This window comes from Arcicella rosea (assembly GCF_014204325.1).
Classification (GTDB): domain Bacteria; phylum Bacteroidota; class Bacteroidia; order Cytophagales; family Spirosomataceae; genus Arcicella; species Arcicella rosea_A.
In genome coordinates, this window is sequence record NZ_JACHKT010000021.1 from 68,509 (window position 1) to 94,684 (window position 26,176).

Sequence of the window (26,176 nt, forward strand, 5' to 3'; positions counted from 1 at the left end):
AAACATCATAAAGCTCAACTTATTGACTTATAAATCAATAAATTGAGCTTTGATACAATATGATTTCATTAACCCTACACCTGATAAATACTCTTCTTAAAATTCACCCAACCTAATACACCAAAAAGCAGGATAAAAACCACTAAGGATAAGTATGATTGCAAGCCTCCGCTTTCCTGCGGATTCTTGAAGGTTTCTATGCTGAATTTATTCCAGTTTTCGCTGTTTACGGGTGCTTCACCAAATATTTTTGGATAAAAATATAACCTCATTTTTTCATGAAACTTCCCTGTTTCTTCCAAAAACTGTAAATGATTACTTAGCCCCGCTTGTGCAATTTCATTGAGTTGCATTTGCGTATGAATCGTAGGAATAAACTGGGCAATGTTATTACTGGCTCTATTGCGTTGATTTAGTTTTTCTTTGAAAGCAGTTGCCTGAATAGCCGCTTCGTCATCACCAATTTGTTGCATGGCATAGTACCATAGCCAACTAAATTCTTTGTCGGGCAAAGGAAATTGCTTGAACTGTGGATAATGTGCGTAAAACCTATTCATGGTTTGGGTTTTATCGGTATCCCATTTTTCATGATAACCTTTGCGTTGCTTGAGTGTGGTGGACAAGGCTTCGGGAACAGGATATTTGTTTACCAAATAATTATTGAGACTGGCTGGCAAAATAATGATGAGTACAATCCATATTGACAACAAAATAACCGCATTGGCATTAGAACTTTTCTGCAAAGAAGCTACCCAAAAGCATATCCCAAACCAGCATAAAATATACAAAAGGGAAATCCCGACGAAAGAGAAAAAGATACTTTCTAAAGGTATTTTCAAGAAAAAAACAGATAACAGTAGAATGAAAAACAATACTGAAATGACACCAATAAACCTGATAAAAAAGAGCTGTAATACATGTAAAAACAGGTTTTTACTTTGAATCGCTACAATTCGCCAAGTGCCAGATTCTTTTTCTTCAGAAATAATATTGTAGGTAAATGCAATGATTATCAATGGAAACAAAAAGATAAGTACAAAGCTAAAGTCGATATTTCCGAGCAAAAGATTGGTCGGATTATTCAAATCAGCATCGTATTTCTGGGCTTCTAAGCCTCTGATGGTTAGGCTCTGAATGGAAGAGTTGACATCTCGCTGACCAATCGACAAACCATTGATAGGCAATGTTTCATTAACGAATGAAAACTTTAAATAATACAATAATAGCCCTATTTCGTCTTGATGATGATGGACATTTCTGGCAATGTACTCTTTCTGATAAGCGGCTGTTTCTGTAATATTCTGTTCTTGTTTTTCTATAAATTGTTTGCCTACAAAAAGGCTGACGATTCCTGCGATAAGTAAAAAACTGAGTCCTATTTTTACACTATTCGACCGTATAAAATTCTTGAATGCTAAGACTATCATATTAAATTGCTTTTAAGGTTTTAGACAGTATTCTGATACAAAATAATAATAGCCCTATCCAAAAAATAAAGGCAAAAATGGAAATGATTTCATGGCTAAAAACCGTACTTACTTCTGCTTCTTTATAGACAAATTCGTGCATTTCTTCCCAATGTTTTTTGTCGATAGTATGAGGTTTTTCGCCTGCTGCTGGCTTTTTATTACTGATGAATTTTATTTGTAATTCATTCATTTTCTGAGCCATTTCGTAGCGATATTGCTCTGCTTGCTCCTGAAAATTGATGTAAGAAGCAAAATCAGTACTTGCTAACGCCATCGACAAGTTTTTAATCGCCATAAACGGATTCAAAAATGCCATGCCTTTAGAAAAACTATTCTGTTTGTCGTAAATTTTTAGCAATTCTTCTAAATGATGATTGTATATATTCGCACTGATTTTTTCGCCTTCTGCCATCACAAAACCGCTATAATTAAAGGGCAATTTTTGTACTGAATCTACTTTGTAAACTGTCAGAAGTGAATCCTTCAAACTTTTATAATGTGGGTCGTTGGGGTTGTGGCTATCGCCTTCTTTCAGTACGTCATTTTCAATATCAGCATTAAATTGTGCTTTTGATGGTGCAGTATAAATGTAAGCTCCCAAAGCCTGCGAACCTCTCGGAAGTACAATCGTAAGCATCAACCAAAGCCCAATCAATGAAGTTAGAGCCGTTTTTGAACTTTTACTGATGGCAGAAACCAACACAGCGATAACACAAAAAATAACCAAATAGACAAAGTAAACGAGTATAATCAAGAGTAAACGAATACTTTCGTCTATTGAAATATTCATATTTTGAAGTAAAGCCCAAAGGAGAATCGTTGCCACGATAATTGGAATAAAGAGAGTCATTACTACGCTAATAATCCCAAGACTTTTACCTACAATTAGTTCTTTCCAGCTTACTCCTTGGCTCAACAATATTTTGAGCGTCCCGTTTTCTCGTTCGTTGGCAATACTGCTAAAACCCAAGAAGAAAATCAGCAAGGGCAAAAGTACTTGTAGCACCATCGCAATACTGATTTCACCAAAACGCAACATTCCTGTTGAAAAACCAGCTTCCGAGAAGTTGACGGTATTTTGTTTATGAGCTTCCAGAAAAATCGTATTGCCCAAAAAGCTTTCCATGCCAAAATCAAATACACTTAATGGAGCTTTGGGACGAAAAGCAAAATGACCAAAATGTGCCATTCGGTGCGGGTGTTTATCGGGATTACTCAGCCAATCTTTTCGGGCTTGTTCTTGGTATTTTGCTCGTATTTCGTTTTGTTTCTGAAAATTTATCCAGCCCGAAAAAGCCGCATAAATCAGTAGTAAACCTATAAAAACCGTTAAAAGAAATACTGCCTTATTTCTAAAGGCAGTATTTCTAAAAAGGTTGGCGATAAGAATTTCTGTATGTGAAAACATATTGTTAAAATTTGTACGTCAATGTCATTGTCATATTTCTTGGTGCAGCAGGGAACAAACGCAAGTAATTTTGAGCTCCCAACCAATAAGTAGTGTCAAAAATATTCCCTGCATTCAAGGCTACTTGTACATTGCTGTTGTTTGGCGTATAGTAAAGTGCTGCATCAAAAGCCGTAAAAGCAGGTACTTCAAAAGCACGAGTAAACCAAGGTATTCTACTGCCTTGGTGCTGAACGCCCAAACCTACACCAAGGTCTTTGAGAGCAGAAGTGTTTTGGAAATTATAGCGAGTCCAGATATTGAAGCTATTTTTTGGCGTATTTTGCTTTCTTGCTCCAATCAACGATTCGTCGTTGTCTTTTACAATCACGGCATCAATGTAACTGTACGAGGCATTGATTTGCCAGTTGGGCAAAATATAGCCTGCAATGTCCCATTCAATTCCACGGCTTCGTTCGGCACCACGAGTAACCAATAAATCTGGATTGCTTGGGTCGTTGGCATTCATCAAAATGTTTTTCTGATTGATTTCGTAGAATGCCACATTCAATCTTACTCGGTTATTGAACAAGTCAGTTTTAATTCCCAATTCTTTTAAATCACTTCTCAGTGGGTCAAATTGACTACCCGCAGGCAATGACCCCGTTTGTGGCATCAGCGTTACTGTATTGGATTGTGGCTGAAATCCTTCCAAATAAGTACCATAAACATTGATGGCTTTATTGATGCTGTATGTCAAACCGACTCTTGGTAATAAAGCCGTTTTTTCTACCGTCAATGGATTATTAGCTTTGTAGTTTGTAATGTCTTTGAACCATTCATTTCTTAAACTCAACAACAAAGTAAATTTATTCCACTGTAATTGCTCTTGAATATAAATAGCATTAGTAGTGGTAAGTGCTGAAGGCAAAGCAGTACGAACGTTCAAAGTATAATCTTCTACGTTACGAATGGTATAAGTTGGATTTGACAAATCGAAGTGATTGACGTTGGGTTTGGGCAATACTTTTCCACCGACAGTAATTGTCTGGTAATTGGCGGCATTCGCTAACACAAACGAACTTGCCACAGAACCATCTTTCAACAAATAACCACGAGCGGCATTTTGTCCGCCACCTTTCAGTTTTTGCCAACTGTTCAAATCGTAACCTATTAATAATTTATGACTAGCTTTTCCTGTTTTAAAATCAAAATTGAAGTAACTATTGAGGTTATCAATATTCCAATATTGCTGACGCTGAACAAATTGCATAGCTGCCAAACTTGTAACTGGTTGGTTGGTAATATCTACGGCAAAAGCGTTGGTAGTGCGATGTTCCTGTAAATTTTCTGTCCAAGATTGCTTCATATAAGAAGTAGTAAAACCAATATTTTGGCTAAACTTATGAGCAATATTTCCCATAATGATTACTTCTTTAGATTTGAAAAAATCATTGGAAGCACCCAAATTCAAACTTGTAGGCGTACTGTTCAAATCTGTTTTACCAGCCGTTGCTCCAAAAATTGGCTGACCTCTATCCAGATTTCCCGTCATATTACTAAAAATCAATTCAGCATTAATGGCAGTTTTGTTATTAGGAATATAGCTAAACGAAGGCGAAACCAATACCGATTTATTCCCAACCAAATCTCTGAAAGAACGGGCTTCCTGATACGCCGCATTCACACGGTACAATAAAGTTTTAGTATCGTTTAAAGGCCCCGTAAAATCCAATGTTCCTCGGAAAGTACTAAAGCTTCCGACACTCATACTTACTTCTTTTCTATCAATCGCTAAAGGTTTTTTCGTAACTAAATTGATACTTCCCCCAGGGTCAACCGATGAAAAAGTAGCACTTGCTGGGCCTTTAATTACTTCTACCCTTTCAATATTTGTCGTCAGTGGTTGTAAGAAATAATATTGACGAGTACGCATTCCGTTGATAATTTGTCCTTCTTCATTCTGACTAATTCCTCTAATCGAATATTGATTATAATAGCTTGAAGGAATAACGCCACTCGCAATTTTTACGGCATCTGCCAAGTAAAAGGCTTGTCGATCGGCAATAAGTTCTTTCGTTACTGTTGAAATAGATTGTGGAATATCTTTATTCAAAGCGGCTATTCTGGTAGCTGAAAATGAGTACTCGCTGTTATAATCTTTCGCTACTCTTCCCAATACTTCTACAGTTTGTAGCTCTTTTTCTTCTGGTGTTAGAGCAATGTTCAAAAAAGCTCCACTGGTTTTTATTTGATAGGTTTTGTAGCCTACCGAAGAAATTTTGAGGATTCCTTTTCCTGAAATCTCAAAATTTCCCTCCGCATTGCTGACAGCACCTTGTTTTGTATTCAATAATTGAATACTTGCTCCAATGATTTTTTCGCCAGTTGTGGCATCACTTACTTTTCCTTTGATAGTTTGTGCTTGAAGGTAAATAGAAGTTAATACAGATAAGATGGTAAAAAAGTACTTCATAATATTTTTTGTGTTAGGTTTTATACTGTTTGTAAATACAATTGTTCTAATTCGTTGGCTGAAATATCTTTGGATTCAATCATAGAAACCAAGTTGCCTTGTTTCATAATACCGATGCGATGAGCCACTTCTTTGGCACGAAAAATATCATGTGTTGCCATTAAAATTGCCGTTCCGTTGGCAGAAAGTTCTTTCAATATTTCCGAAAATTCGTTGGAAGCTTTTGGGTCTAAACCAGAAGTAGGTTCATCTAATAACAAGGCTTTTGCATTTTTGGCAATGGCGATGGCAATGCCCACTTTTTGTCGCATTCCTTTTGAATAGCCTCCTAAATTTTGTTGATGAGCCGTTTCTTGAAGTCCTGCTTTGCTTAAAAAGGTACTGAGTTCCTTTTTTGAATACGAAAAACCTGCCAAGGAACTAAAAAACTCAAGGTTTTCGATACCTGTAAGATTTGGATAAAGCATCACCGTTTCGGGTATATACGCTAAGTATTGTTTGGTTTCAAGTGCATTATCGCTCACTGAAATATTATTGATGGAAACTGTTCCTTCGCTTGGTTCTATAAAGCCCAAGAAAAGATTAATGGTTGTGGTTTTGCCTGCTCCGTTTTGCCCCAACAAGGCAAAAATTTCACCTGATTCTATATGCAAGTCCAAGTGGTTGAGGGCAGTATGATTTCCGTATTTTTTAGTAAGGTTTTTAGCTGTTAGCATGTGGATGTATTTTACATATTTGCAATATTGTTGCAAATATAGTGTTATTTCTTTTAATTGCATCGATGTTGCAACTAAAAGAAATACTAAGCTCTCTTAATCATGCGAAAGAAAATCATTATTCTACTTATTTTTTGTTTGGCACAAAATGTTGTTTCTCAAGGATTTGAGGCAAAAAATATTACTTGGAGTGACCTAAAAGATGTGCGTTTCAAGAAGCGACTCAATATTGATGTTGGAATGTTTTTTCTATATCCCACTTTCGGCCCAAAAGTAACTGCTTTGGATGGTCAAGAAATTATGATAAAGGGTTATACTATTCCGATTGATACAGAAGGAACTTTTGTCGTATCACAATATCCGATGGCGATGTGTTTTTTCTGTGGGAAGGCTGGGCCAGAATCAATGATGCAACTTAATTTCAATAAAAAACAACGTTTTAAAACAGATGAAATTCATAGTTTCAAAGGAAAATTCAGGCTTAATCCTGATAATGTAAACGAGCTAAATTATATTTTAGAAGAGGCTATTTTAATCAACTGATTTCAATAGTAACACTATTTTTCACTAAATTCCTTTGGCAATTTACTCTTCAATCGTATTCAATTTTCTCAGATAGATAGCTTATAAAAATATAAAGTATTGTTATTTTTAGATATTGTTGGTTATTTCGTGTAAATATTTGTTGTAAACATGACTAACCGCTTTAAAAGTACTCAACCGTCGCAAGAGCAAATTCTCTGGAATCGTTTCAGGGAAGGCGATGAAGTGGCTTTTACTCAATTATCCAAACAGTTTTATAAAACTTTGGTGCATTATGGCGGGAAGTTTACTTCAAATAGTCAAATCATTGAAGATGCTATTCAAGATTTACTTATTAAACTTTGGCTTCGCCGAGCTTCACTTTCAGAAGTAGAATCTGTGAAGTTTTATTTACTAAGAGCTTTCAGAAATCAACTTTTCAAGACTTTACAGACTTTCAAAGCTGTGCCTTTGGAAGAAGATTTTGGTGACATTCACTTTGAAGATTCTTCAGAAACGTCTTTTATCGAAGCAGAATCTTCCAAAAATATGCTTCATAAAGTTTCATACTCTTTGAAACAGTTGCCCGAAAGACAACGTGAAATCCTTTATTTACGCTTTTATCAAGACCTTCGTGTGGAGGAAATCGCACAATTACTTCAAATCAAACCACAGTCAGTCAGTAATACTATTCAACGTGCCTTATCAACACTTCGTGAAAATTGGGAAATTAGTTTAATGTTTTTTTGCTGGTTTATCTCTTAGTACTTCTTCTTCCCATTCCGTTTTAAGAGCCTTTCATCTTTCTAACATGCTGAAAAATAGCATGAAAATATTTTTTGCATAATTTTTTTAAAAAATTGTCTTTTTTGTGAGTATCTCAGCGATACTTCAAGGATGTTAGCAGTAGAACGTCTATTTAATCATTTATGATAAACAATAAAGAGTTTCAAGAGCTATTAGAAAACACAAGTTTTAGAGCTTGGGTTTTCGAGAAAAATACACAAGATGATGCTTATTGGACATCTTGGGTAGCTGAAGATATATCTCGAAAAGAACTGGTTGAAAAAGCTAGAACTTTTTTGCTTTCTATACAAGGTAAATCTGTTGATTTAGAAGAACAGTACATTGATTTACAAATTCGGAAAGCTATTCAGCAAGCTAAAAAAGAAGAAAAAACGATTGTTGAAGAAATAGAAATCAACGAAGTAGTTCCGATATGGAAACGTTACTGGGCAGTGGCGGCTTCGGTTATTGTACTACTTGGTGCTACTTGGTTTATCTTAAATAACAAAAACGAAAGCCAACAAGAGTTTGCCTTGTATCAACAACAAATTTCAGAGGCGAAAGCTTCTGATGAACTTTTGGAAGTAATTAATGAAGGACAAAAAAGTAAATTGGTACAATTGCCCGACGGAAGTTCAATCGTTTTACAAAAAAATAGTCGATTAAGTTACAAGAAGGCATTTGATGCTGAAAAAAGAGAAGTTTACTTGGTTGGTGAAGCCTTTTTTGAAGTAGCCAAAAATCCAGAACGTCCATTTTTTGTGTATGCCAACGAACTGGTGACCAAAGTACTGGGAACAAGTTTTACTATTAAAGCTTTTGGAAAAGACCAAGACATCAGAGTAATCGTAAAAACAGGCAGAGTATCAGTATTTACCCAAACGGATAATAACGCCACTCAACTTAAAAATAACCGTGAGTTAACGGGAATGGTTTTAACCGCCAATCAGCAAGCGATTTACCAACGTCAGGAAATCAGATTAGTGAAAGCAATCATCGACAATCCTGTGATTTTAACCTTGCCGATTGAAAATCAAAAATTTGAATTTGTAGCAACGCCTATTTCAGAAGTATTTGGTATTCTTGAGGAATCTTATGGCGTTGATATTGTGTATGATGAAGAAGTGATGTCAAAATGTAGCATTACTGCTAAACTAGGCGATGAGCCACTCTTTGAAAAATTAAAATGGATTTGTTCAATCACAGAATCAAGTTATGAGGTTTCGGATGGACAAATTATTATTACTGGAAAACCCTGTAAGTAAATGTATTAATACCTAAAATCAATTATAAAAAAGGGCGAATGATGTTCCCGCATCATTCACCCGAAAAGTCCCCTTCGCTTTGCTTCGACACAAACATCCAGAAATGGATGAGGGGATTGCTTTGCCAATTCTTTCCAACTAACAAATCAGTCAAAAGTATGAAAAAAAAATTGCCATCGTATCAAATTTTACGAAAAATCATGAAAATCAGTTTACTGCAAATCGCCTTGTCAGTTTTGTGCATGAGCTTTTCTTTTGCTCATGACACCAAAGCACAAGATTTGTTAAACAAAAAAGTAACGATTCATTTGAAAAAGAATGAAGTAGAGAATGTTTTACAGAAAATTGAAAAACTAGCAGGTATCAATTTTATGTACAGTCCAGAATTGATTGAATCGAAAAGAAAAGTTTCAATTGATGCTGAAAGCAAACCCTTATCTGAAGTTTTAACAGACTTTTTATCACCCTTAAGTATTAATTATGAAGTATCTGGACAACAAATTTTGTTAAAAAGAAAAAACGAAACCCCAGTAGAAAACAAAATCAACCCCGCTCAGGAATCCGAAAAAATTGAGGAGGTTATTACGGGAACAGTAACCGACGAAAAAGGTGAAGGACTGGTAGGCGTGAGTATTCAAATAAAAGGGACAACTCGTGGCACAACAACCGACCCAAATGGAAAGTATAGAATATCAATTCCAGACGAGCAAACCATTTTGGTTTTTACTTCGGTAGGTTATATTAAATCAGAAGTAGCAGTTGGTAAGCAAACTTCATTGAATGTAGTACTAAGAGCAGACGTTGGGAATCTGGACGAAGTAGTGGTGGTAGGTTATGGTACACAAAAGAAAAGTGCTATTTCGGGTGCTGTTTCAGATGTTAGTACAAAAGCGATTGCAAGTAATCCTTCACCAAACTTGAGTAACAGCTTAGTTGGACAAGCTACAGGTATTATTGCTACGCAGCGTTCGGGTGAACCTGGTAAAGATGCGTCGAACATCTTGATTAGAGGAATTGGAACTACGGGTGATGCTTCTCCTATTTTTGTGATTGATGGTATCGTTCGTTCATCAAGCGATTTTGCTCAGTTGAACTCAAGCGAAATTCAATCGTTTTCGGTATTAAAAGATGCTGCCAGTGCCGCCGTGTTTGGGATTCGTGCAGGAAATGGCGTTATTTTAGTAACCACCAAAAGAGGAGCAGAAGGAAAAATGCAAATAGATTTTTCTGCTAACTATGGTGTACAAGAGCGTACTCGTAACCCTGAGTTTTTGAACTCTTATGAATATGCTACTTTGTATAACGAAGCCTTAGCCAACGATGGCAAACCTGCCCTTTATTCAGCAGACGATTTAGAAAAGTATCGTACCCATTCGAGCCCAGATACGCACCCAGATTCTGACTGGTTTTCGGTCTTGAAAAAATCAGCCATGATGCGTAACTATTCGATTTCTGCTACTGGTGGTACAGATAAAATCCGTTACGCTACTTCATTGGGTTATTTAAAACAGGATGGTATCATTCCTTCAAATGATTTTAACAGATATAATTTCCGCTCAAATATCGACGCAAACGTTACTAGCACAACTAAATTATCTTTCGACCTTTCGGGTAGAGATGAAAAAACAAACAACGTAGCTTCTGAAGAAGTTTTTAGATGGATGTCGGGTATTCCACCTAATAGAACGCCCATCAAATGGTCGAATGGCGAGCCATCTAACGGACCTTCGTATTTAACAATCCCAGACAACGGTTACAGAAAAAGAAATATTCAGGCTTTTCGTGGTCGTGTGGAATTAGAGCAACAATTGCCTTTTGTATCGGGATTGTCTATCAAAGCAATTGCTTCTTATGATAAAACGTTCACGGATAATAAAAACTGGACTTTCACGAAAGTGCCATTTTATAACAGACTGAGCAATGGCACTTTTGTAGCAGCCGACAAAGGCCCTACTTCTTTGGTGCAAAATCATTACGACGACCAAGCTGTTACTTTAGAAACACACCTAAACTACAAAACGACTATCGGTAAAAGTAGTTTATCAGGTTTACTTTTATACACTCAAACCAAACAACTTTGGAATTACCTAAGTGTATCACGTGAAGGCTATACTTTGGCAATCGATGAAATCAACTTTGGTGCGGCCGCCAACCGTAACAACAGTGGATATTCTGGAAGTAGCGGTCGTCAGGGAGTTGTAGGACGTTTGAACTGGTCTTATGACGACAAGTATGTTTTTGAAACCAGTTTCAGAGCTGACGGTTCTGAGCAATTTGCTGTAGGCAAGCGTTGGGGCTTTTTTCCATCTGTTTCAGCAGGTTATGTGATTTCGCAAGAATCTTTCTTGAAAAACTCTTCGGTGGTTGATTTCTTGAAATTACGTGCTTCTTATGGTATTTTGGGTAATGACCGTTTGGGCGGCGAGCGATTCTTATATCTACAATCGTATTATGTAAGTGGTTCGGCTGTTTTTGGCAATGCCAACATACAACCTGCCATTGTAGAAGGAAGATTATCGAACCCAAATGTTACTTGGGAAACGGTTAAAAAACTCAATATTGGTTTAGACGCTACTTTATGGCAAGGGAAATTAACCGCAGTCGTTGATTACTTCTTCGATAAAAGAAGTGATATTTTGGCATCAAGAAACCTTTCTGTACCAAGCTTACTTGGCGTAGGATTACCAGTTGAAAACTTAGCCAAAGTAAACAACAGAGGGGTAGAATTTACTTTAGGTCATAAAAATAGAATCACAAAAGATTTACGCTACTCGATCGGTGCAAACCTTACTTATGCCAAAAATAAGATTGTATTTATCGACGAAGCAGCTTCTGTTAATCCAAATATCAGAAGAACAGGTTTGTCACTCAATACACAATATGGTTACAGAGCCCTTGGGCTTTTCCAAACACAAGCAGAAGTTGACGGAGCAGCGAAACAAATAGGCAAGACAGCTCCGGGTGATGTTCGCTACGAAGATATTAACAAAGACGGTTTGATTAACGACCTTGATAGAGTAGCCATCGGTAATTCAAATACGCCAGAAATTATCTTCGGTTTCAACGGAAGTGTGCAATACAAAAACTTCGATTTTTCTTTCTTGTTTCAAGGAGCAACCAACGTAAACCAGTATTATGAAGGCGAAGGTGCATGGCCATTCTTCGTAGGGTCGGGGGCTTTGAAAACTAACTTAGACCGCTGGACACCATCGAACCCAAATGCAAGCGAGCCACGTGTATTGATTGACCCTACCAACATGAATCATGCAGGTTCTTCGTTCTGGATGAGAGACGCTTCTTATATCCGTCTTAAAAATGTAGAATTAGCCTACAATGTACCTTTAGAAACTCTAAAATTACGCTTCATCAAAGGGCTACGTATTTATATCAACGCAAACAACGTAGCAACGTGGTCGAAAATTAAAAACTATGACCCAGAAAACGCCAGTGGTAGAGGATGGGATTATCCCCAATTTAGAATTTGGAATGCTGGTGTAAACTTTAAATTTTAACAATCATTGAAATGAACAAATTAAGATATAAACTACTACGATTTGGATGTATGCTAATGGGTATCACTATATTCTTTAGCTGTGAAACCAATATTCTTGACCAAGTACCAAAAGACTCATTAACGGGCGAAACCGTGTGGACAGACCCACAAGGAGCAACGCAATTTGTGAACGCCATTTACGGACAAATGCCTTCGGGTTTCGACCGTAACTATCAGGGTTGGGCAAGAGGACTTTATTTGTTAGATGGCGTAACAGACGATGGCGATGTTGGGATGCCTTGGACGCATTCCAATGAATTACAAACAGGTAATTTCTTGCCTTCAAACGTACCTTGGGGCGAAACTTGGGGCGATTATTATAGCTTAGTCAGAAAAACTAATATTGCTCTTGAAAATCTCAGTATTCTAAAAGATGAAACTTTGAGAAATCGTTTAATGGGCGAAACTTACTTTTTACGTGGTTTCATTTATCACGAATTGCTAAGATTATACGGAATGCCTTCTACAGGAGCAGAAGCAACTGGCGTACCACTGATTAGCAAAAGTTTAACATTAAATGATGATTTTCAGCTACCACGTGCTAAATATGATGAAGTAGTCGATTTTATCATTGCTGATTTAGACAAAGCAGCTACTTTACTTCCTAAAAAAGGAGCAATTGAAGCTGGTAGAGCTACTTCTGGTGCAGCCAGTGCATTAAAAAGCCGTGTATTATTGTATGCTGGTCGCTGGCAAGCAGCAGCCGATGCCGCCAACAAAGTGATTAATACCGATTATACTTTGTTCAGCGATTATAGAACTTTGTTTTTAACCAAAAACAATAATGAAATCATCTTTGCAAAGAAATTCCAAGCTCCTGATAAAGTACATTATGGTTTAAACAATGGTTTTGATGTGGTGAATTCTCCTCCATCAATCAGAGGTGGTAGTGATGCAGGATGGGGTGGAAATGTGCCAACACAGAACTTTGTGGATTCTTATGAAATGATTGACGGGAAGTCGCAAGCTACTTCGCCTTTGTACAAAGCTACTGAACCGTATTCAAACCTTGACCCACGTTTTGAAGCAACCGTTGTACACAATGGTTCTACTTTCCGTGGACGTGTAATTGAATTATTTGCAGGCGGAGCAGACGTAACAGGCAGAGCAGAAGATACCAAAACGGGTTATATTTTGCGTAAATTCCATGAAGAACAATATGTACTTTATACAAAAAGTAGCGACCAAGATTGGATTTTCCTTCGTTACGCAGAAATATTGCTTAATTATGCAGAAGCTAAAAACGAAGCTACAGGCCCAGATGCAAGCGTGTATAATGCCATCAATGCCATTAGAAAAAGAGCAGGAATGCCCGATTTAGAAGCAGGACTTAGCAAAGACCAAATGCGTGCTAAAATCAGAAATGAACGCAGAGTTGAATTGGCATTTGAAGAACACCGTTTCTTTGATATTCGTAGATGGAAAATTGCTGAAAGCTTATTAAATGGCCCATTGTACGGCGTAAAAATGGCAAAATCAGGGAATACGATTACTTATACTCGTGTTGCCTTTGAAAACAGAAGTTTCCCTTCTAAGCTTTATGTGTTGCCAATTCCACAAAGTGAGGTGGATAAAAACCCTGCTGCTAAACAAATTGCTGGCTGGTAATTTTCAGTGAATTGGATTAATAAAAGAGGTTATCAGTATTTTTTACTTGATAACCTCTTTTATTGAGTAGAAGTACTATGTTTTGAATACTGCACATAAATTCAAAACGATTTTGTTGAAATACTTGAGTTTTTAACTGATAGATTCTACTGCTGCATAAATATTAACCTATTACAAAACAAACGATTACCCCAAAACCAATAAAGATAACTTGTACAGAAGTATTAAATTTTCCAAATGATACAAAGATTCATCCTTTTCCTGATTTTACCGCTAGTCGTTGGTTGTCAATCAACTTCATCAAACGACGAAACTCTTTTCCAACTTGTTAAACCCGAAAACTCGGGCATTAACTTTGTGAATAACATTCAAGAAAACGAAAAACTTAATTTATTAGAATATCAATATTTATACAATGGTGGCGGTGTTGCTGTTGGCGATGTAAACAATGATGGTTTGGCGGATATTTACTTTTCTGGAAATATGGTTCCCAATAAATTATACCTCAACAAAGGGAAATCAGGAGATGCTTCTTTTCATTTTGAAGACATCACAGAAATTGCTGGCGTGGCAGGAAGAGAAAGATGGAAAACAGGAGTGAGTATGGCCGATGTAAATGGCGATGGGAAATTGGATATTTATGTTTGTTACTCTGGTTCGGGGACGGATTTTGAACGTAAAAATGAATTGTACATCAACACGGGTACTAAAAATGGTATTCCGACTTTTGTAGAAAGTGCTGCAAAATATGGTTTAGATGCTATTGGAACTTACACAACACAAGTAGCTTTTTTTGATATGGATAAAGATGGTGACCTCGATATGTTTATGGTAAACCATGCTGAAATGTTTTACAATGCCTTTTTTAATACGCAACGACTTCGTAAAACTAGACATCCTCAATACGGAAATAGACTTTATAGAAATGATAATGGTTTCTTTAATGATATAAGCGACGAAGCTGGAATACACGGAAGTGGCTTGAATTTTGGCTTGAATGTTGCCGTTGGCGATGTTAATAATGATACTTGGCCTGACCTTTACGTAACAAACGATTATAACGAACAAGATTTTTTGTACCTCAATCAGAAAAATGGACATTTCTCTGAAACCCTTAAAGAAAGTATCGGACATATTTCTAAGTTTTCGATGGGTGCTGATATTGTTGATTTTAATAATGATGATAAAGCTGACATTATCACAATGGATATGCTTCCAGAAGATAATCAACGTCAAAAATTACTGAAAGGTCCAGACGAATATGATACTTATAAGTTATTAGTAGATAGCGGTTTCCATCATCAAAACATGCGAAATATGCTTCAAGTAAATGTTGGAAATAATAAGGAAGGTATTCCACAATTTAGTGAAATTGGTCAATTAGCGGGTATGTCGAATACAGATTGGAGTTGGAGTCCTTTGGTTTGTGATTTGGATAATGATGGTAAAAAGGATTTGTACATTACCAATGGTTATTTGCGAGATTACACCAATATGGATTTCTTGAAATATACTTATCAAGAAGAAGCCGATAAAGCCCAAGCACAAGGGCAAAAAATTAATACTTGGGAGTTAATCAAAAAGATGTCTAGTACCAAAGTAAGCAATTATTGCTTTGCAAATCAAGCAACTAACGATGGTTTAATCTTTGAAAATACTACAGCAAAATGGGGTTTGGCAGAACCTTCTATCAGTACTGGTGCGGCTTATGCCGATTTAGATAATGACGGCGACCTCGATTTGGTTGTAAATAACAGTAATTCGCCCGCTATGGTTTTTGAAAATCGTAGTCGCCAGCTTTCAAAAAATCATTATATCAAACTAACATTAAAAGAAAATACGCCTAATACTTTTGCTCTGGGAGCTAAAGTATTTATACAAACCGCCAGTACTTCTCAAATGCAAGAATTGTACTCAGCACATGGTTTTCAGAGTAGTGTTGAGCCTTCTTTACACTTTGGTTTAGGAAAAGACGAACAGATTAAAACCTTGAAAATTTACTGGACGAATGGTAAAGTAACAACTTTGAACAACGTCAAAGCAGATACAACGCTTACGATTCAAAGTAATACGGGCATTTTGCCTAATATTCAGCATGAATCGAAATCTTCACCACTTTTTTCGGATTATACACTAACATCAAATCTATCTTACCAACACCAAGAAACGGCTTTTGTCGATTTTAAACATCAGTCACTTTTGCCTTATCAGCTTTCAAAACAAGGACCTTTTATTGCAAAAGGCGATGTAAATGGAGATGGATTAGAAGATATTTTTATAGGTGGAAACCAACAAAAGGCTGGAGAATTATTATTGCAAAAAAGTAATGGTACTTTTCAAAAATCTCCATCACAGCCTTGGGCAAAAGAAAGTCTTGCAAAAGATGCAGGAGTAATGTTTTTTGATGCAGATAACGACAAAGATTTAGATTTATTCATCGTCAGAGGAGGCACTGAATTAGAAGCTCATGCACCATTGTATCAAGATCAACTTTATCTAAACAACGGAAAAGGTATTTTTACCAATACTTCTGGTATTTTGCCTGATTTAACCAGTAATGGAAGTTGCGTAGCGGCTGCCGATTATGACAAAGATGGCGATTTAGATATTTTCGTGGGCGGTCGTTCGATGCCAAGCCGATTTCCAGAACCTGATTATTGTTATTTATTAAGGAATGAAAGCAAAAGAGGGAAGCCTATTTTTAAATATGCGACAGAACAAAAAGAACCTTCTCTTCGTCGTCCGGGCATGGTTACTTCGGCTTCTTGGACGGATATTAATAAAGATGGTTGGATAGATTTAATCATTGCGGGAGAATTTATGCCGATTACGATTTACGAAAATCAGCGAGGACAATTGGTCAATCAAACCCAAAAATATGGCTTAGAAAATACCAATGGATTTTGGGCAAAAGTAGTAATTGAAGACATGGATAATGATGGAGATTTGGACATTATTGCTGGAAATTTAGGACAAAATACTCAATTCAAAGCTTCTGAAAAAGAACCTGTTACGCTCTGCTACGCAGATTTTGACCAAAATGGAACAATCGACCCATTGATTTGCTATTACATTCAAGGCAAAAGCTATCCACTTGCTTCATTAGATGAATTAGCCAATCAATTGCCAAGCATTAGAAAGAAATTCCTGAAATACAAAGACTACGCCGAAGCTACGTTAGAAAGTTTGCTTTCGCCAGAGCAAATAAAACAAAGTAATAGCCTGAAAATCAACACACTTAGTAGTACCTTTTTTGAAAATGTAGGCAATGGTAAATTCTCCGCCAAAGTTTTGCCATTGTCTGCTCAAGTTTCATTAGCCTCCTGTATTACTGTGGAAGATTTTAATCAAGATGGCAAAAAAGACATAATGATAGCAGGAAATTTCTATCCGTGGCGTGTGCAGTTGGGTAAAAATGATGCCTCAATGGGTTCGCTTTTGTTAGGGAATGGAAAGGGTAAATTCCAATCCATTCCCAATCAACAAGCTGGTTTAATGCTAAAAGGCGATGTTCGAGATATGTTGACGATTCAATTAGCCAATCAAAACAAAGCCATGATTTATACTCGAAATTCTGATAGAGTAGGGGTTTTGAAGCAAGAGAAAATCAAGTAATTTTATTATGGTTCCATTTATAAATAAAGCCTTTTATTTGACTCGAACACGCTTTAAACAATTATGTTTTGAATAAAATAGTTATTTTTGTTAGATAAAATTCACAGACTATGACTAAGAATCCAATTGCAAGCCAAGGGCTTAATGCTTTGCAAATAAGCTTGTTAAGGCTGTTTAACAGGCCAATGACAGATGAACAGGCTCATGATTTACAAAAAGTTTTAGTAAAACATTATACTGCACAGTTGCATGAAGAATTAGAACGAATTACTGAAGAAAAAGGCTATACGCAAGAAGATTTTGACAAAATGTTAAACCAAGATTCTTGATGAGAGTAGTCATAGATACGAATTGTCTTTTAGCTTCTATTCCTCCGAAAAGTAATTATTATTGGCTTTATCAAGCTTTTGAAAACGAACTTTTTGAATGGGTTGTGAGTAACGAAGTTTTGACAGAATACGAAGAAATGCTTATTGAAAAATACTCAGAGCTGACAGCAGAACTGATTTTATCAATTCTTGCGTCAGCTCCAAATGTTATATTCTCAGAGCCATTTTACAAATGGCAATTAATTGAAAATGACCCTGATGACAATAAATTCGTTGATTTAGCAATTGCTACAAACGCTGATTATCTTGTCACTAACGATAAACATTTTAATATCTTAAAATCGCTTGATTTTCCTCCGATAAGAGTTGTGTCATTGATGGAGTTTAAAGAAATCATTAAACTCTAAATCTCCATTACTTCACCAAAACCCAACGATTCACCGTATTATTTCGTCCTTCTATCAAGATTTTATAGAAGGACGATTTTTTTTGACTGACATCTACCGTGATACTTTCCTGAGTATTCGGCACAGTGTCGATTAATTCATAGAGGTCTTTGCCTCCTTCTTCAAAATGGTTGGTTGTACTCAGCCATATTTTTACTTTACCTTTTTTCTCTAAAGCTTTCCACGAAATTTGTAAACTATCTTTTACCAAAACTGCATTCGGATTAGCTACTGAAACAGGATTAATTAAGGCTACGCCATCCATCTCAACAAGATTCTCCGCTGGAATTTTCAAACCCATAAAACTAGCCATCGTTGGCAGAATATCTACAATCGCAGGTTGGTTTTCCTGAAAGTAATTATTCAACGGTTTGGCATTAGTCGCTACCCAAGTAGTACGTTCTCTGTCCGACTGTCCACCGTGATTTTTACCTGTTTTTGCATCTCTTCCGTGGTCGGTCGTAATTACGATTAGCCAATCTTCTTTAAAATTTTTCTTTCTATACTCTATCGCTTCCCACACTTTACCAATCTGATTGTCCACATAGCCCAAAGCTTTGGTAAACTGTTCGCTATCGCCATACTTATGCCCCATATCGTCAGAATATTCTAAATATACCCACGATAAATCTGGTGCATTTTCTTTAATACTTTTAGCCGCTTCGTCACTTACTTTTTCGTCGATTTTATGAATGTATTCGCTTTGTTTATCATGCGGATAAGTAACAGTGTCCAACTCATAGCCATCGGCTACAAAATCCATTTTAATATTGCCTGCATTGGTCAGAGACTCGCCAATCAATTTGGTTCTATTGTCTAACCATGTAGAATAAACGCCTATTTTCTTTTCAGGTTGCTGGCTTCTCAGTAATCTAAAGATATTCCAATAATGATAATTAGGCTTACGGATGTCGTTTCCCCAAACGTTATGTTTATTTACCCAAGTACCCGTCAGCAAACTGTTATAGCCTACAGCCGAAATTGTTGGCGTTTGTGAGTATTGTCCTTTTTCACCGCCAACGAATGCTCTTTTGAACGCTCCGATGGCACTAATTTTCTTCAAATTAGGCATTTCTGCCTTTTCAATCGCATCCGCTGGAATACCGTCAACTATCATAAAAACTACTTTTTTAGCTGTTTTTTGAGCAGAAATGGTTGTTGAGAAAATCAAGCAAGTAAGAAGGATTTTAAAGGGTTTCATAATTAACTTTTAATTTTTTGTCGTTATTAAATTGGAAAATAAGGAATAAGTTGATTGAAAATATTACTCAATACAAAATTCCTTTTTCTTCATCAAAAGTCTGTCATTGTCTATTTTAATTAATTGTTATCAAGCGAAGAGATTTTGGATTTCTGATTTGGGAAAAGTTAAACTTATGCCACCAAAAACAATCACCAGATTATTCATTTTTTAAATAAAATATCTACGCCACTATCCTATATCTAAAGATATGGAGCTGTCTTGTCCTAGTATTTTCCTTCTAAGATTGCAAGTAAGCGTTGGTTTACATACAATTTTTCTTTTCCAACTTTCACAGATTGTAAAAAACCATTTTCTTCTAATGCTATCAGATAGTTTCCTACGGTCTTTGAGTTTCCTAAATTTTCATTTATTAAATGCTGTTTTTTGGTATATGGCAAGCGAAACAAAATTTCTACCAAATCTTTAGAATAGATTTTGGGTAGTTTCATTTTGATTTCGGTTGAAGTTATTTCAATTTCTTTTGTAATATGATTCAGTCTTTTCAATCCGTTCATCGAAGTTACTTCTATCATATCTAACATGTACAGAATATAGTTTTCCCAATCATTATGTTCCGTTACATTTCTTAGATTTCGATAATATTCCACCTTGTTTTTGATAATGTACTCACTTAGGTAAATGGCTGGCGTATCAAGCAAACCCGATAGTTTGAGGTATAGTAATAGTAAAATTCTACCTGTTCTTCCATTACCATCTGCAAAAGGGTGAATCGCTTCAAACTGATAATGCAATAATGCCATTTTTATTAGCGGGTCAATTCCATTGTCTTCATTGATAAATGTTTCTAAGTTAGCCAACTTGTCTCGGATAATACTTTCTCCACTAGGTGGCGTATATATTACTTCACCTTGGCTGTTAGCTAATGTTGTGCCGGGTGTAACTCTAATGGACGCATTATTTTGCTTTATGCACTGAACAATTTTAATAAATAGATTTGTCGTAATGAATGGCTTTGTTTTAAGCTGCTCTAAACCCAACCAAAGGGCTTCTTTGTAACTTAAAACTTCTTTCGTAGCTGTATTTTCTACCTTCTTTTCTGCTATTAGCGATTGATATAGTTCATCATTGGTAGTAATTATATTTTCTACTTCAGAACTGGCTTTTGCTTCCTGTAAATAAATGGTATCTAAAAATAAAGTTGGATTGGGTAAATTAAGTAAAGTCCCATTCAGCTGAGCTAATGCTCTACCTGCCGAAATTGTTTTGCGGAGTATATTTTTCGTTTCAATGTCTATCAGAGGAGGTAAAGAAGGCAAGGCATTGTACGGCTTTGTACGGTCAAAATCTATCATGTTTCCAATGGTAAAGATTACACTCGTTTTTAATTCGAGAGTAAAAATATGATTTTTTTACTCTCGTTCGTATTAAAATGGTAAAAATTATATTTGTTTGGGATTTTGGATTTGGGATGTCGGATTTCGGGGAAATAATACTTATGAATATAAAAAAATCACTCAACCACTCATTCTATCAATCACTCAATAAACAAATCCCCACAAATCAGTAGAGAATTTATTAACAGTATTTATAATTTCGCTTTTATTGATGAGATAAAAAACAAAAAATACTCATGGCATGACTATTAAATCACTTGACAGAGGATAACATTGGATTAGTCATGCCATGAGTGGACGATAGCTTATCAAAAAGACAATCAAAAATCACTCACTCATAACCCACTAATTTATCTATGGAATTTTTAGAAACACTTTACAACGAAATCGTCGGCTTTTTTAATTTTAACGGACTGATTGAAATTATCGAAACAGACAATTACAAAGCCTTATTAACCCAAGACGGCATCGGAAAAGCTTTAGGACCACTGATTCCCGTTTTGTTGCTTGTTGAAATTATCCGTGCCTTATTTTATCGCCGACTTACTTTTACACAATACAAAATCTCATTTTTTACTTATGTTTTCAACCGCTTTATTTCTCGTTTTATTTCTATCGGGATGGTCGGGCTATGTATTGCTTTCTTTGAACCTTACGCCATTTTCAAGACAGAATTTACTTGGTATTGGTTTATTTACGGTTATGTAGTGTGGGAATTCGCCCATTTTATTTACCATTTCTTGGGGCATAAAGTACGCCTTTTTTGGTGTTTGCACTCTACCCACCACGCACCCGAATACATGAATTTGTCGGTGACTTACACACACTTTTTTCTGGAAGGCCCTTATGCTGATATTATTCGTACAACAATCTGTATTTTGTTGGGTGTAAATCCTCCTTTGTTATTTCTCATCATGTTTATAGATGGTACTTGGGGTGCATTTATTCATATTGGCGAAAATATTATGGTGGATGCTCGTTTGGGATTTTTGAATAAAATCATTCTTACGCCTTCGCATCATAGAGTACATCATGCCAAAAACCCTTTGTACATGGATACCAATTTTTGTAATTTACTGAATATTTGGGACAAAGCTTTTGGTACTTTGCAAGACGAAAAACACGAAGAAGCCATTGAATACGGCATTACAAGACCGATGAAATCAGGAGATTTTTTAGATGCCTATTTTGGGGAAATTACTTTATTGTTGAAAGACGTTTACCAAGCTCCAACGCTCAAAGACAAGGTTTTATACATTTTTATGCCTCCGGGCTGGCATCATTCTGGCAATCACAAAACCGCAACGATTGTGAAGAAAGAGTATTTTGATAGTGTTAAGGGGTGAGGTATTAGCTTTGAGAGGTGAGCTATGAGCTTTTGTTTTTAATACTGATGGCACGACTTGAAGTCATGCTATCAGTGAAGGAAACTTTGCCGTAGTTCGTGTCGCACGAACTACATAGCCTGCTGTTTCATGTCAAAAGACATGGTATCACGGTAGTATAATACTTCGTGAAGCGAGGAGTTCACTCGAAGCGGTCTTATAGAGCACTCAGAGTGCATTAGAGTTCACTCGAAGCGGTCTTATAGAGCACTCAGAGTGCATTAGAGTTCACTTGAAGCGGTCTTATAGAGCACTCAGAGTGCATTAGAGTTCACTTGAAGTGGTCTTACAGGGCACTCTGAGTGCATTAGAGTTTACTTAGATTGGTCTTATAGAGCACTCCGAGTGCATTAGGATGAGTCTGTTCAACATCTTTATAAAGGAACGATAAATGATAGGTATCGAATGTATTTCAAGCTATCTACACTATCATTACGATTCTTCTAGATATTCAATTTTATGAAAAAAGAAAGAGTCAATAAATTTCCATTCTCCATTTTTCTGTCCTATAACTAAAGTATCGCCTTTTTCATTTTGATAAATCATTCTTAGTTTAATTTCTAATTCATAGTCTTTTTGAGCATATTCGATTATGACATTAAGATATACTTCTGAGATTGCTGGAGCGATGTCAATAATTCTTTTTATTTCGTAAGCTTTTAAAGTTTTATTTTCAAATATTTTTCTTATTCTTCCTGCTTCCTTACTAAGGGTAGTTTCTTCAATAAAACAGTAAACTTGTTTCGCAATACCTCCATAGTTTTTCTTTTTCCAATTAGTAATGAATTTTACTGCATCTTTTTCAGGTGTAAAGTTCTCATAATCTTCAACCTCACCAAATTTAGCTAAATCAACACCTATTTTTAAATTTCTAGGTTTCCAAATAGAGATGCAATTATTAGTTTCAGCACTCTTTTTTTTATGGTCTTCATAGTCAGAGATTATTTTTTTTATTTCATCAATTGATTCTCTAAAAGTCAATGTTTTTTCTTCTTTAGGTTTATTTTTATTTCCATCTTGTATCGCTTTAGCCCAATCATTTATAGCTATTAAAGCAGCCCAACATTTACCTGCAACATATTTGTTACTGTATGAAATGTCTCTGCCGTGTAAAATCCCATTCCTGTATGGTAGGAAAATTTCTTCTTCATTAGTTTCCTTTCTTGTTCTATTTAAAATTTCTCTCAGTTTGGTCAAGCCTGTATTGTGTGCAGCAATAGAATCCCAAGCTGTCAAATCTGTACTGTCAGTAAAAAAACCTTTATTCTTATCAATGTCATTAACTCCTCCGTCAATAATCATTAATATTATTGGTACAACTGAGTGAAATCTCTTTTCTATAGTGTCTTTATATGCAAGTGTTATCAAATCGTATCGTTTTTGGAATTCTTTAGTCGTTTTCAGTTGAAGGATTAGTAGTTTCAAATTTTCTGAGGTGTAATATTCTGCAAGTTGTTCTTCTGCTGACTTAATATTTCCTTTTTTTGCTAAATCTATACAGTGTTGCATTAATTCATAGTTAATGGACTCATGAGCAATCCAACCTAAGTCGCTAAACAACCCATTGAATTCATCAGGGCTTTGCGATATAGCTTTAAGTCTTATTTCAATTTTCTCAAATACTTCGAATATGTTTAATTTGTCTTTGGAATTTTTGTTTAATGGAGAGAGGATAGATACAATATCTTTTAACATCTTAGCCCCTTTTATGTTTTCTTCGAATTTTTTAAAGGTTGGGTTATCTTTGATTCTATCGTTCATCTTTATGTATGGGTCTTTTTTAGCAATTGCTAAAGCTGTTTGTTATTATACTATTTTCTAATTGGGAGAGAGCTTTCAATCACCAAAAAACAATTTTACACAATTATCGTCTCCTTTTCCACAATCCATTCCAAAAACTACACAATCCCAAAATAATTTTCCTCAAAGACATTTCAAATTACTTCCCTTCAAAACAAACACAGCTCCCCAAAATCAAAATGACTCTGAAAAGCTATGCTTATACTCGTCAAAAAGCCTACAGCTTAGAGCATGAAAGCTACTTCCCAAACTTCCCTCCAAAGAAATCGCCTTTGTTCCATGTTGGGGCGGTGTTTTCGTTGGCGGTGAAATAGCCGATTAGGAAATTTACTTTTACGTGTGTTGCCGCTGCTTGGAAATCGAAGGGCTGATTCATATCATCTTGTGGCGTATGATAAATGGTGCTTCGCCAAGCTACGTCCGATTTACTTCTATCAACGCTATCTTCCGGCACGGTCATAAAGCCACTTTTGATAAACAAAGCTGGAATGCCTTTTTTGATAAAACTAAAATGGTCGCTTCTTACAAAAACCACTTGCTCAGGGAACGGGTCGGGACTAACCTTTAAATTCAATATTTTCGTAGCCTGTGCTACTTGTTTTGAAAGACTTGAATGCTGTGCTCCGTAAGGCACAATATCTAAAATCGGGTGAAAGAAAAAGGGCATATCAATCGCTAAATTGGCAACCATTTTCGCATCTTTGATAGGAAGATTATTGGCGAAATAATCAGAACCCAATAAGCCATACTCTTCACCAGTTACCACGGCAATAATGATAGAACGCTTGGGAGCTTTGGGCAAGGCACGATAAGCATGAGCTATTTCCAAAAGAATAGAAACCCCAGAAGCATTATCGTGAGCTCCATTATAAATTGAATCATTTTTCACAGCTGCACCGATACCGAAGTGGTCGAGATGAGCAGCATACACTACATACTCATCTTTTAGTTTCGGGTCGCTTCCTTCGATTACTCCTACTAAATTTGAACCTTGCACAAACTGATAAGCCGTTTTTACTTTTAGTTTTGCAGTGATATTTAGCGGAAAAGACTGAGCTTTATTGGCTTTGGCATTGGTGTAAATTTCCTCCGCTTTTTTGCCTGAATTACTGAATAATTTTTCGGCATATTCACTGTTTAAAGTAACGATTCCTTTCAATGCTTGGAAACCGTCTTTGGCGATGTTGTTTTCGTCCAACCATTTAAAAGAGCCTTGTTTCGAGCGACGCACTGTCGCATCCCAAGTACTTCTTTTGTCGGTTGGTACGCTAAAAGTAATTGCTCCAACAGCTCCACGCTTGATTGCCTCATTGAATTTTACGGTATTGTTGGTAAAGTAGGCACGCTCATTTGAACCAAAAGATTCGGGTGCTGCATTGAGCATCACTACAATTTTACCTTTTACATCAATGTTTTGGTAATCGTCATAATTCAATTCGGGAGCATGAACGCCAAAGCCCACAAAAACCAAAGGAGCTTCGATTTCAGCATTTTCATTGATAAAATTCGGACTAAAAATAAAGTGTTTATTGTAGTCTAAAACCTCCTCTTTTCCGTTGACGAACAAAGATAAAGTACTTTCTTTTTCTAGAACGATGCCTTTTCTAAGCGGAACTTTTTGCAGATAAGAATTACCGTTGATGGCGGGCTTCAAACCCAAAGCCATAAATTGTGTTTCGATATACTTTGAAGCCAAAGCAAAACCACGTGTTCCGGGCTGGCGACCTTCTAATAAATCATCTGAAAGATAAGTCATTGTGGCTTTAATCGCATCAGGATTGATGGCTTGAAGGGCTTTTTTAGGAATGGATTGTCCGAAAAGTAAAGTTTGTGAACATAAAAATAGGAGTGAAATTCCTGTTAATAAGCTTTTTTTCATGTTGATGAATTATTGAGTGAATGAGTGAGTTGTGATTTAGTGATTGATATTTTTACGATTTTATTATTAACTAAAAGTAAAAATAAGCAGACGAAAATGCTTGTCGATTACAGCATAAAGCATACAGCCTTTCACAAAAATACTTAACAAAGTCCGAGTTTATTGAGCTTTGAATTTATTCTTTAACGCTATCAAATAAAATTGAAATTTTCTTGTCTAATCCCTTGATAATCAAATTAAAATCTGTACTTTTGCAAGCTAATTAAAACGCAATGAAATCTCTTAGCGTTTTAATGAAAGTTAATTGTTTCCGAGACACATCCTTTTTTCGTAGGAAGAATG

Annotated in this window: 17 protein-coding genes; 9 read left to right on the forward strand and 8 right to left on the reverse strand. The window is 36.1% G+C overall.

Annotated features, from left to right (window positions below):
- Nucleotides 1-74: 74 nt before the first annotated feature.
- The 4 genes from HNP25_RS14325 to HNP25_RS14340 are packed head-to-tail and all read right to left on the reverse strand — an operon-like array spanning nucleotide 75 to nucleotide 6,048.
- On the reverse strand, nucleotides 75-1,427 hold the full coding sequence (locus HNP25_RS14325) for a DUF3526 domain-containing protein (protein WP_184135167.1): 1,353 nt from the start codon (nucleotides 1,425-1,427) through the stop codon (nucleotides 75-77).
- Between the two features lies 1 nt (nucleotide 1,428).
- On the reverse strand, nucleotides 1,429-2,877 hold the full coding sequence (locus HNP25_RS14330) for an ABC transporter permease (protein ID WP_184135168.1): 1,449 nt from the start codon (nucleotides 2,875-2,877) through the stop codon (nucleotides 1,429-1,431).
- Between the two features lie 4 nt (nucleotides 2,878-2,881).
- Nucleotides 2,882-5,332 (reverse strand): TonB-dependent receptor, encoded by a 2,451-nt coding sequence (locus tag HNP25_RS14335; RefSeq protein ID WP_184135170.1) that lies wholly within the window; start codon nucleotides 5,330-5,332, stop codon nucleotides 2,882-2,884.
- Between the two features lie 20 nt (nucleotides 5,333-5,352).
- The gene (locus HNP25_RS14340; RefSeq protein WP_184135171.1) at nucleotides 5,353-6,048 is read right to left on the reverse strand and encodes an ABC transporter ATP-binding protein; all 696 of its coding nucleotides are present in this window, start codon (nucleotides 6,046-6,048) and stop codon (nucleotides 5,353-5,355) included.
- Nucleotides 6,049-6,150: 102 nt separating this feature from the next.
- Here HNP25_RS14340 and HNP25_RS14345 point away from each other — a divergent pair, with 102 nt between their 5' ends.
- The 8 genes from HNP25_RS14345 (at nucleotide 6,151) to HNP25_RS14380 (ending at nucleotide 18,133) form a co-directional block, all read left to right on the forward strand.
- Nucleotides 6,151-6,591, forward strand: coding sequence for a DUF3299 domain-containing protein (locus tag HNP25_RS14345; protein ID WP_184135173.1), 441 nt, complete (start codon nucleotides 6,151-6,153; stop codon nucleotides 6,589-6,591).
- Between the two features lie 150 nt (nucleotides 6,592-6,741).
- Nucleotides 6,742-7,335: an RNA polymerase sigma factor gene (locus tag HNP25_RS14350; protein ID WP_184135175.1), complete on the forward strand. Its 594-nt coding sequence runs from the start codon at nucleotides 6,742-6,744 to the stop codon at nucleotides 7,333-7,335.
- A 164-nt stretch (nucleotides 7,336-7,499) separates the two neighbouring features.
- Complete coding sequence (locus HNP25_RS14355) at nucleotides 7,500-8,621, forward strand: FecR family protein (protein WP_184135176.1); 1,122 nt, start codon at nucleotides 7,500-7,502, stop codon at nucleotides 8,619-8,621.
- Between the two features lie 158 nt (nucleotides 8,622-8,779).
- Entirely contained in the window at nucleotides 8,780-12,133 is a 3,354-nt protein-coding gene (locus HNP25_RS14360; RefSeq protein ID WP_184135178.1) for a TonB-dependent receptor, read from the forward strand.
- Between the two features lie 11 nt (nucleotides 12,134-12,144).
- Nucleotides 12,145-13,782, forward strand: coding sequence for a RagB/SusD family nutrient uptake outer membrane protein (locus HNP25_RS14365; RefSeq protein ID WP_184135180.1), 1,638 nt, complete (start codon nucleotides 12,145-12,147; stop codon nucleotides 13,780-13,782).
- A 237-nt stretch (nucleotides 13,783-14,019) separates the two neighbouring features.
- Complete coding sequence (locus HNP25_RS14370; RefSeq protein ID WP_184135181.1) at nucleotides 14,020-17,397, forward strand: VCBS repeat-containing protein; 3,378 nt, start codon at nucleotides 14,020-14,022, stop codon at nucleotides 17,395-17,397.
- A 110-nt stretch (nucleotides 17,398-17,507) separates the two neighbouring features.
- Nucleotides 17,508-17,726 carry a hypothetical protein gene (locus HNP25_RS14375; RefSeq protein WP_184135183.1) on the forward strand — a complete coding sequence of 73 codons (219 nt, stop codon included), beginning with the start codon at nucleotides 17,508-17,510 and terminating at the stop codon, nucleotides 17,724-17,726.
- Nucleotides 17,726-18,133, forward strand: a complete 408-nt coding sequence (locus tag HNP25_RS14380) for a putative toxin-antitoxin system toxin component, PIN family (RefSeq protein ID WP_184135185.1) — start codon at nucleotides 17,726-17,728, stop codon at nucleotides 18,131-18,133. Before HNP25_RS14375 ends, HNP25_RS14380 begins: the two co-directional genes overlap by 1 nt.
- Before the next feature lie 7 nt (nucleotides 18,134-18,140).
- Here HNP25_RS14380 and HNP25_RS14385 read toward each other — a convergent pair whose 3' ends face one another.
- Both HNP25_RS14385 and HNP25_RS14390 read right to left on the reverse strand, forming a co-directional pair.
- The gene (locus tag HNP25_RS14385; protein ID WP_184135187.1) at nucleotides 18,141-19,373 is read right to left on the reverse strand and encodes an alkaline phosphatase family protein; all 1,233 of its coding nucleotides are present in this window, start codon (nucleotides 19,371-19,373) and stop codon (nucleotides 18,141-18,143) included.
- Between the two features lie 266 nt (nucleotides 19,374-19,639).
- Nucleotides 19,640-20,728 (reverse strand): Fic family protein, encoded by a 1,089-nt coding sequence (locus HNP25_RS14390; protein WP_184135188.1) that lies wholly within the window; start codon nucleotides 20,726-20,728, stop codon nucleotides 19,640-19,642.
- A gap of 398 nt (nucleotides 20,729-21,126) precedes the next feature.
- Here HNP25_RS14390 and HNP25_RS14395 point away from each other — a divergent pair, with 398 nt between their 5' ends.
- Complete coding sequence (locus tag HNP25_RS14395) at nucleotides 21,127-22,116, forward strand: sterol desaturase family protein (protein WP_184135190.1); 990 nt, start codon at nucleotides 21,127-21,129, stop codon at nucleotides 22,114-22,116.
- 471 nt (nucleotides 22,117-22,587) lie between these two features.
- Here the strand turns inward: HNP25_RS14395 and HNP25_RS14400 are convergent, their stop codons facing one another.
- Both HNP25_RS14400 and HNP25_RS14405 read right to left on the reverse strand, forming a co-directional pair.
- The gene (locus tag HNP25_RS14400; RefSeq protein WP_184135191.1) at nucleotides 22,588-23,916 is read right to left on the reverse strand and encodes a hypothetical protein; all 1,329 of its coding nucleotides are present in this window, start codon (nucleotides 23,914-23,916) and stop codon (nucleotides 22,588-22,590) included.
- A 277-nt stretch (nucleotides 23,917-24,193) separates the two neighbouring features.
- Nucleotides 24,194-25,834: a M28 family metallopeptidase gene (locus HNP25_RS14405; RefSeq protein ID WP_184135192.1), complete on the reverse strand. Its 1,641-nt coding sequence runs from the start codon at nucleotides 25,832-25,834 to the stop codon at nucleotides 24,194-24,196.
- Nucleotides 25,835-26,176 lie beyond the last annotated feature (342 nt).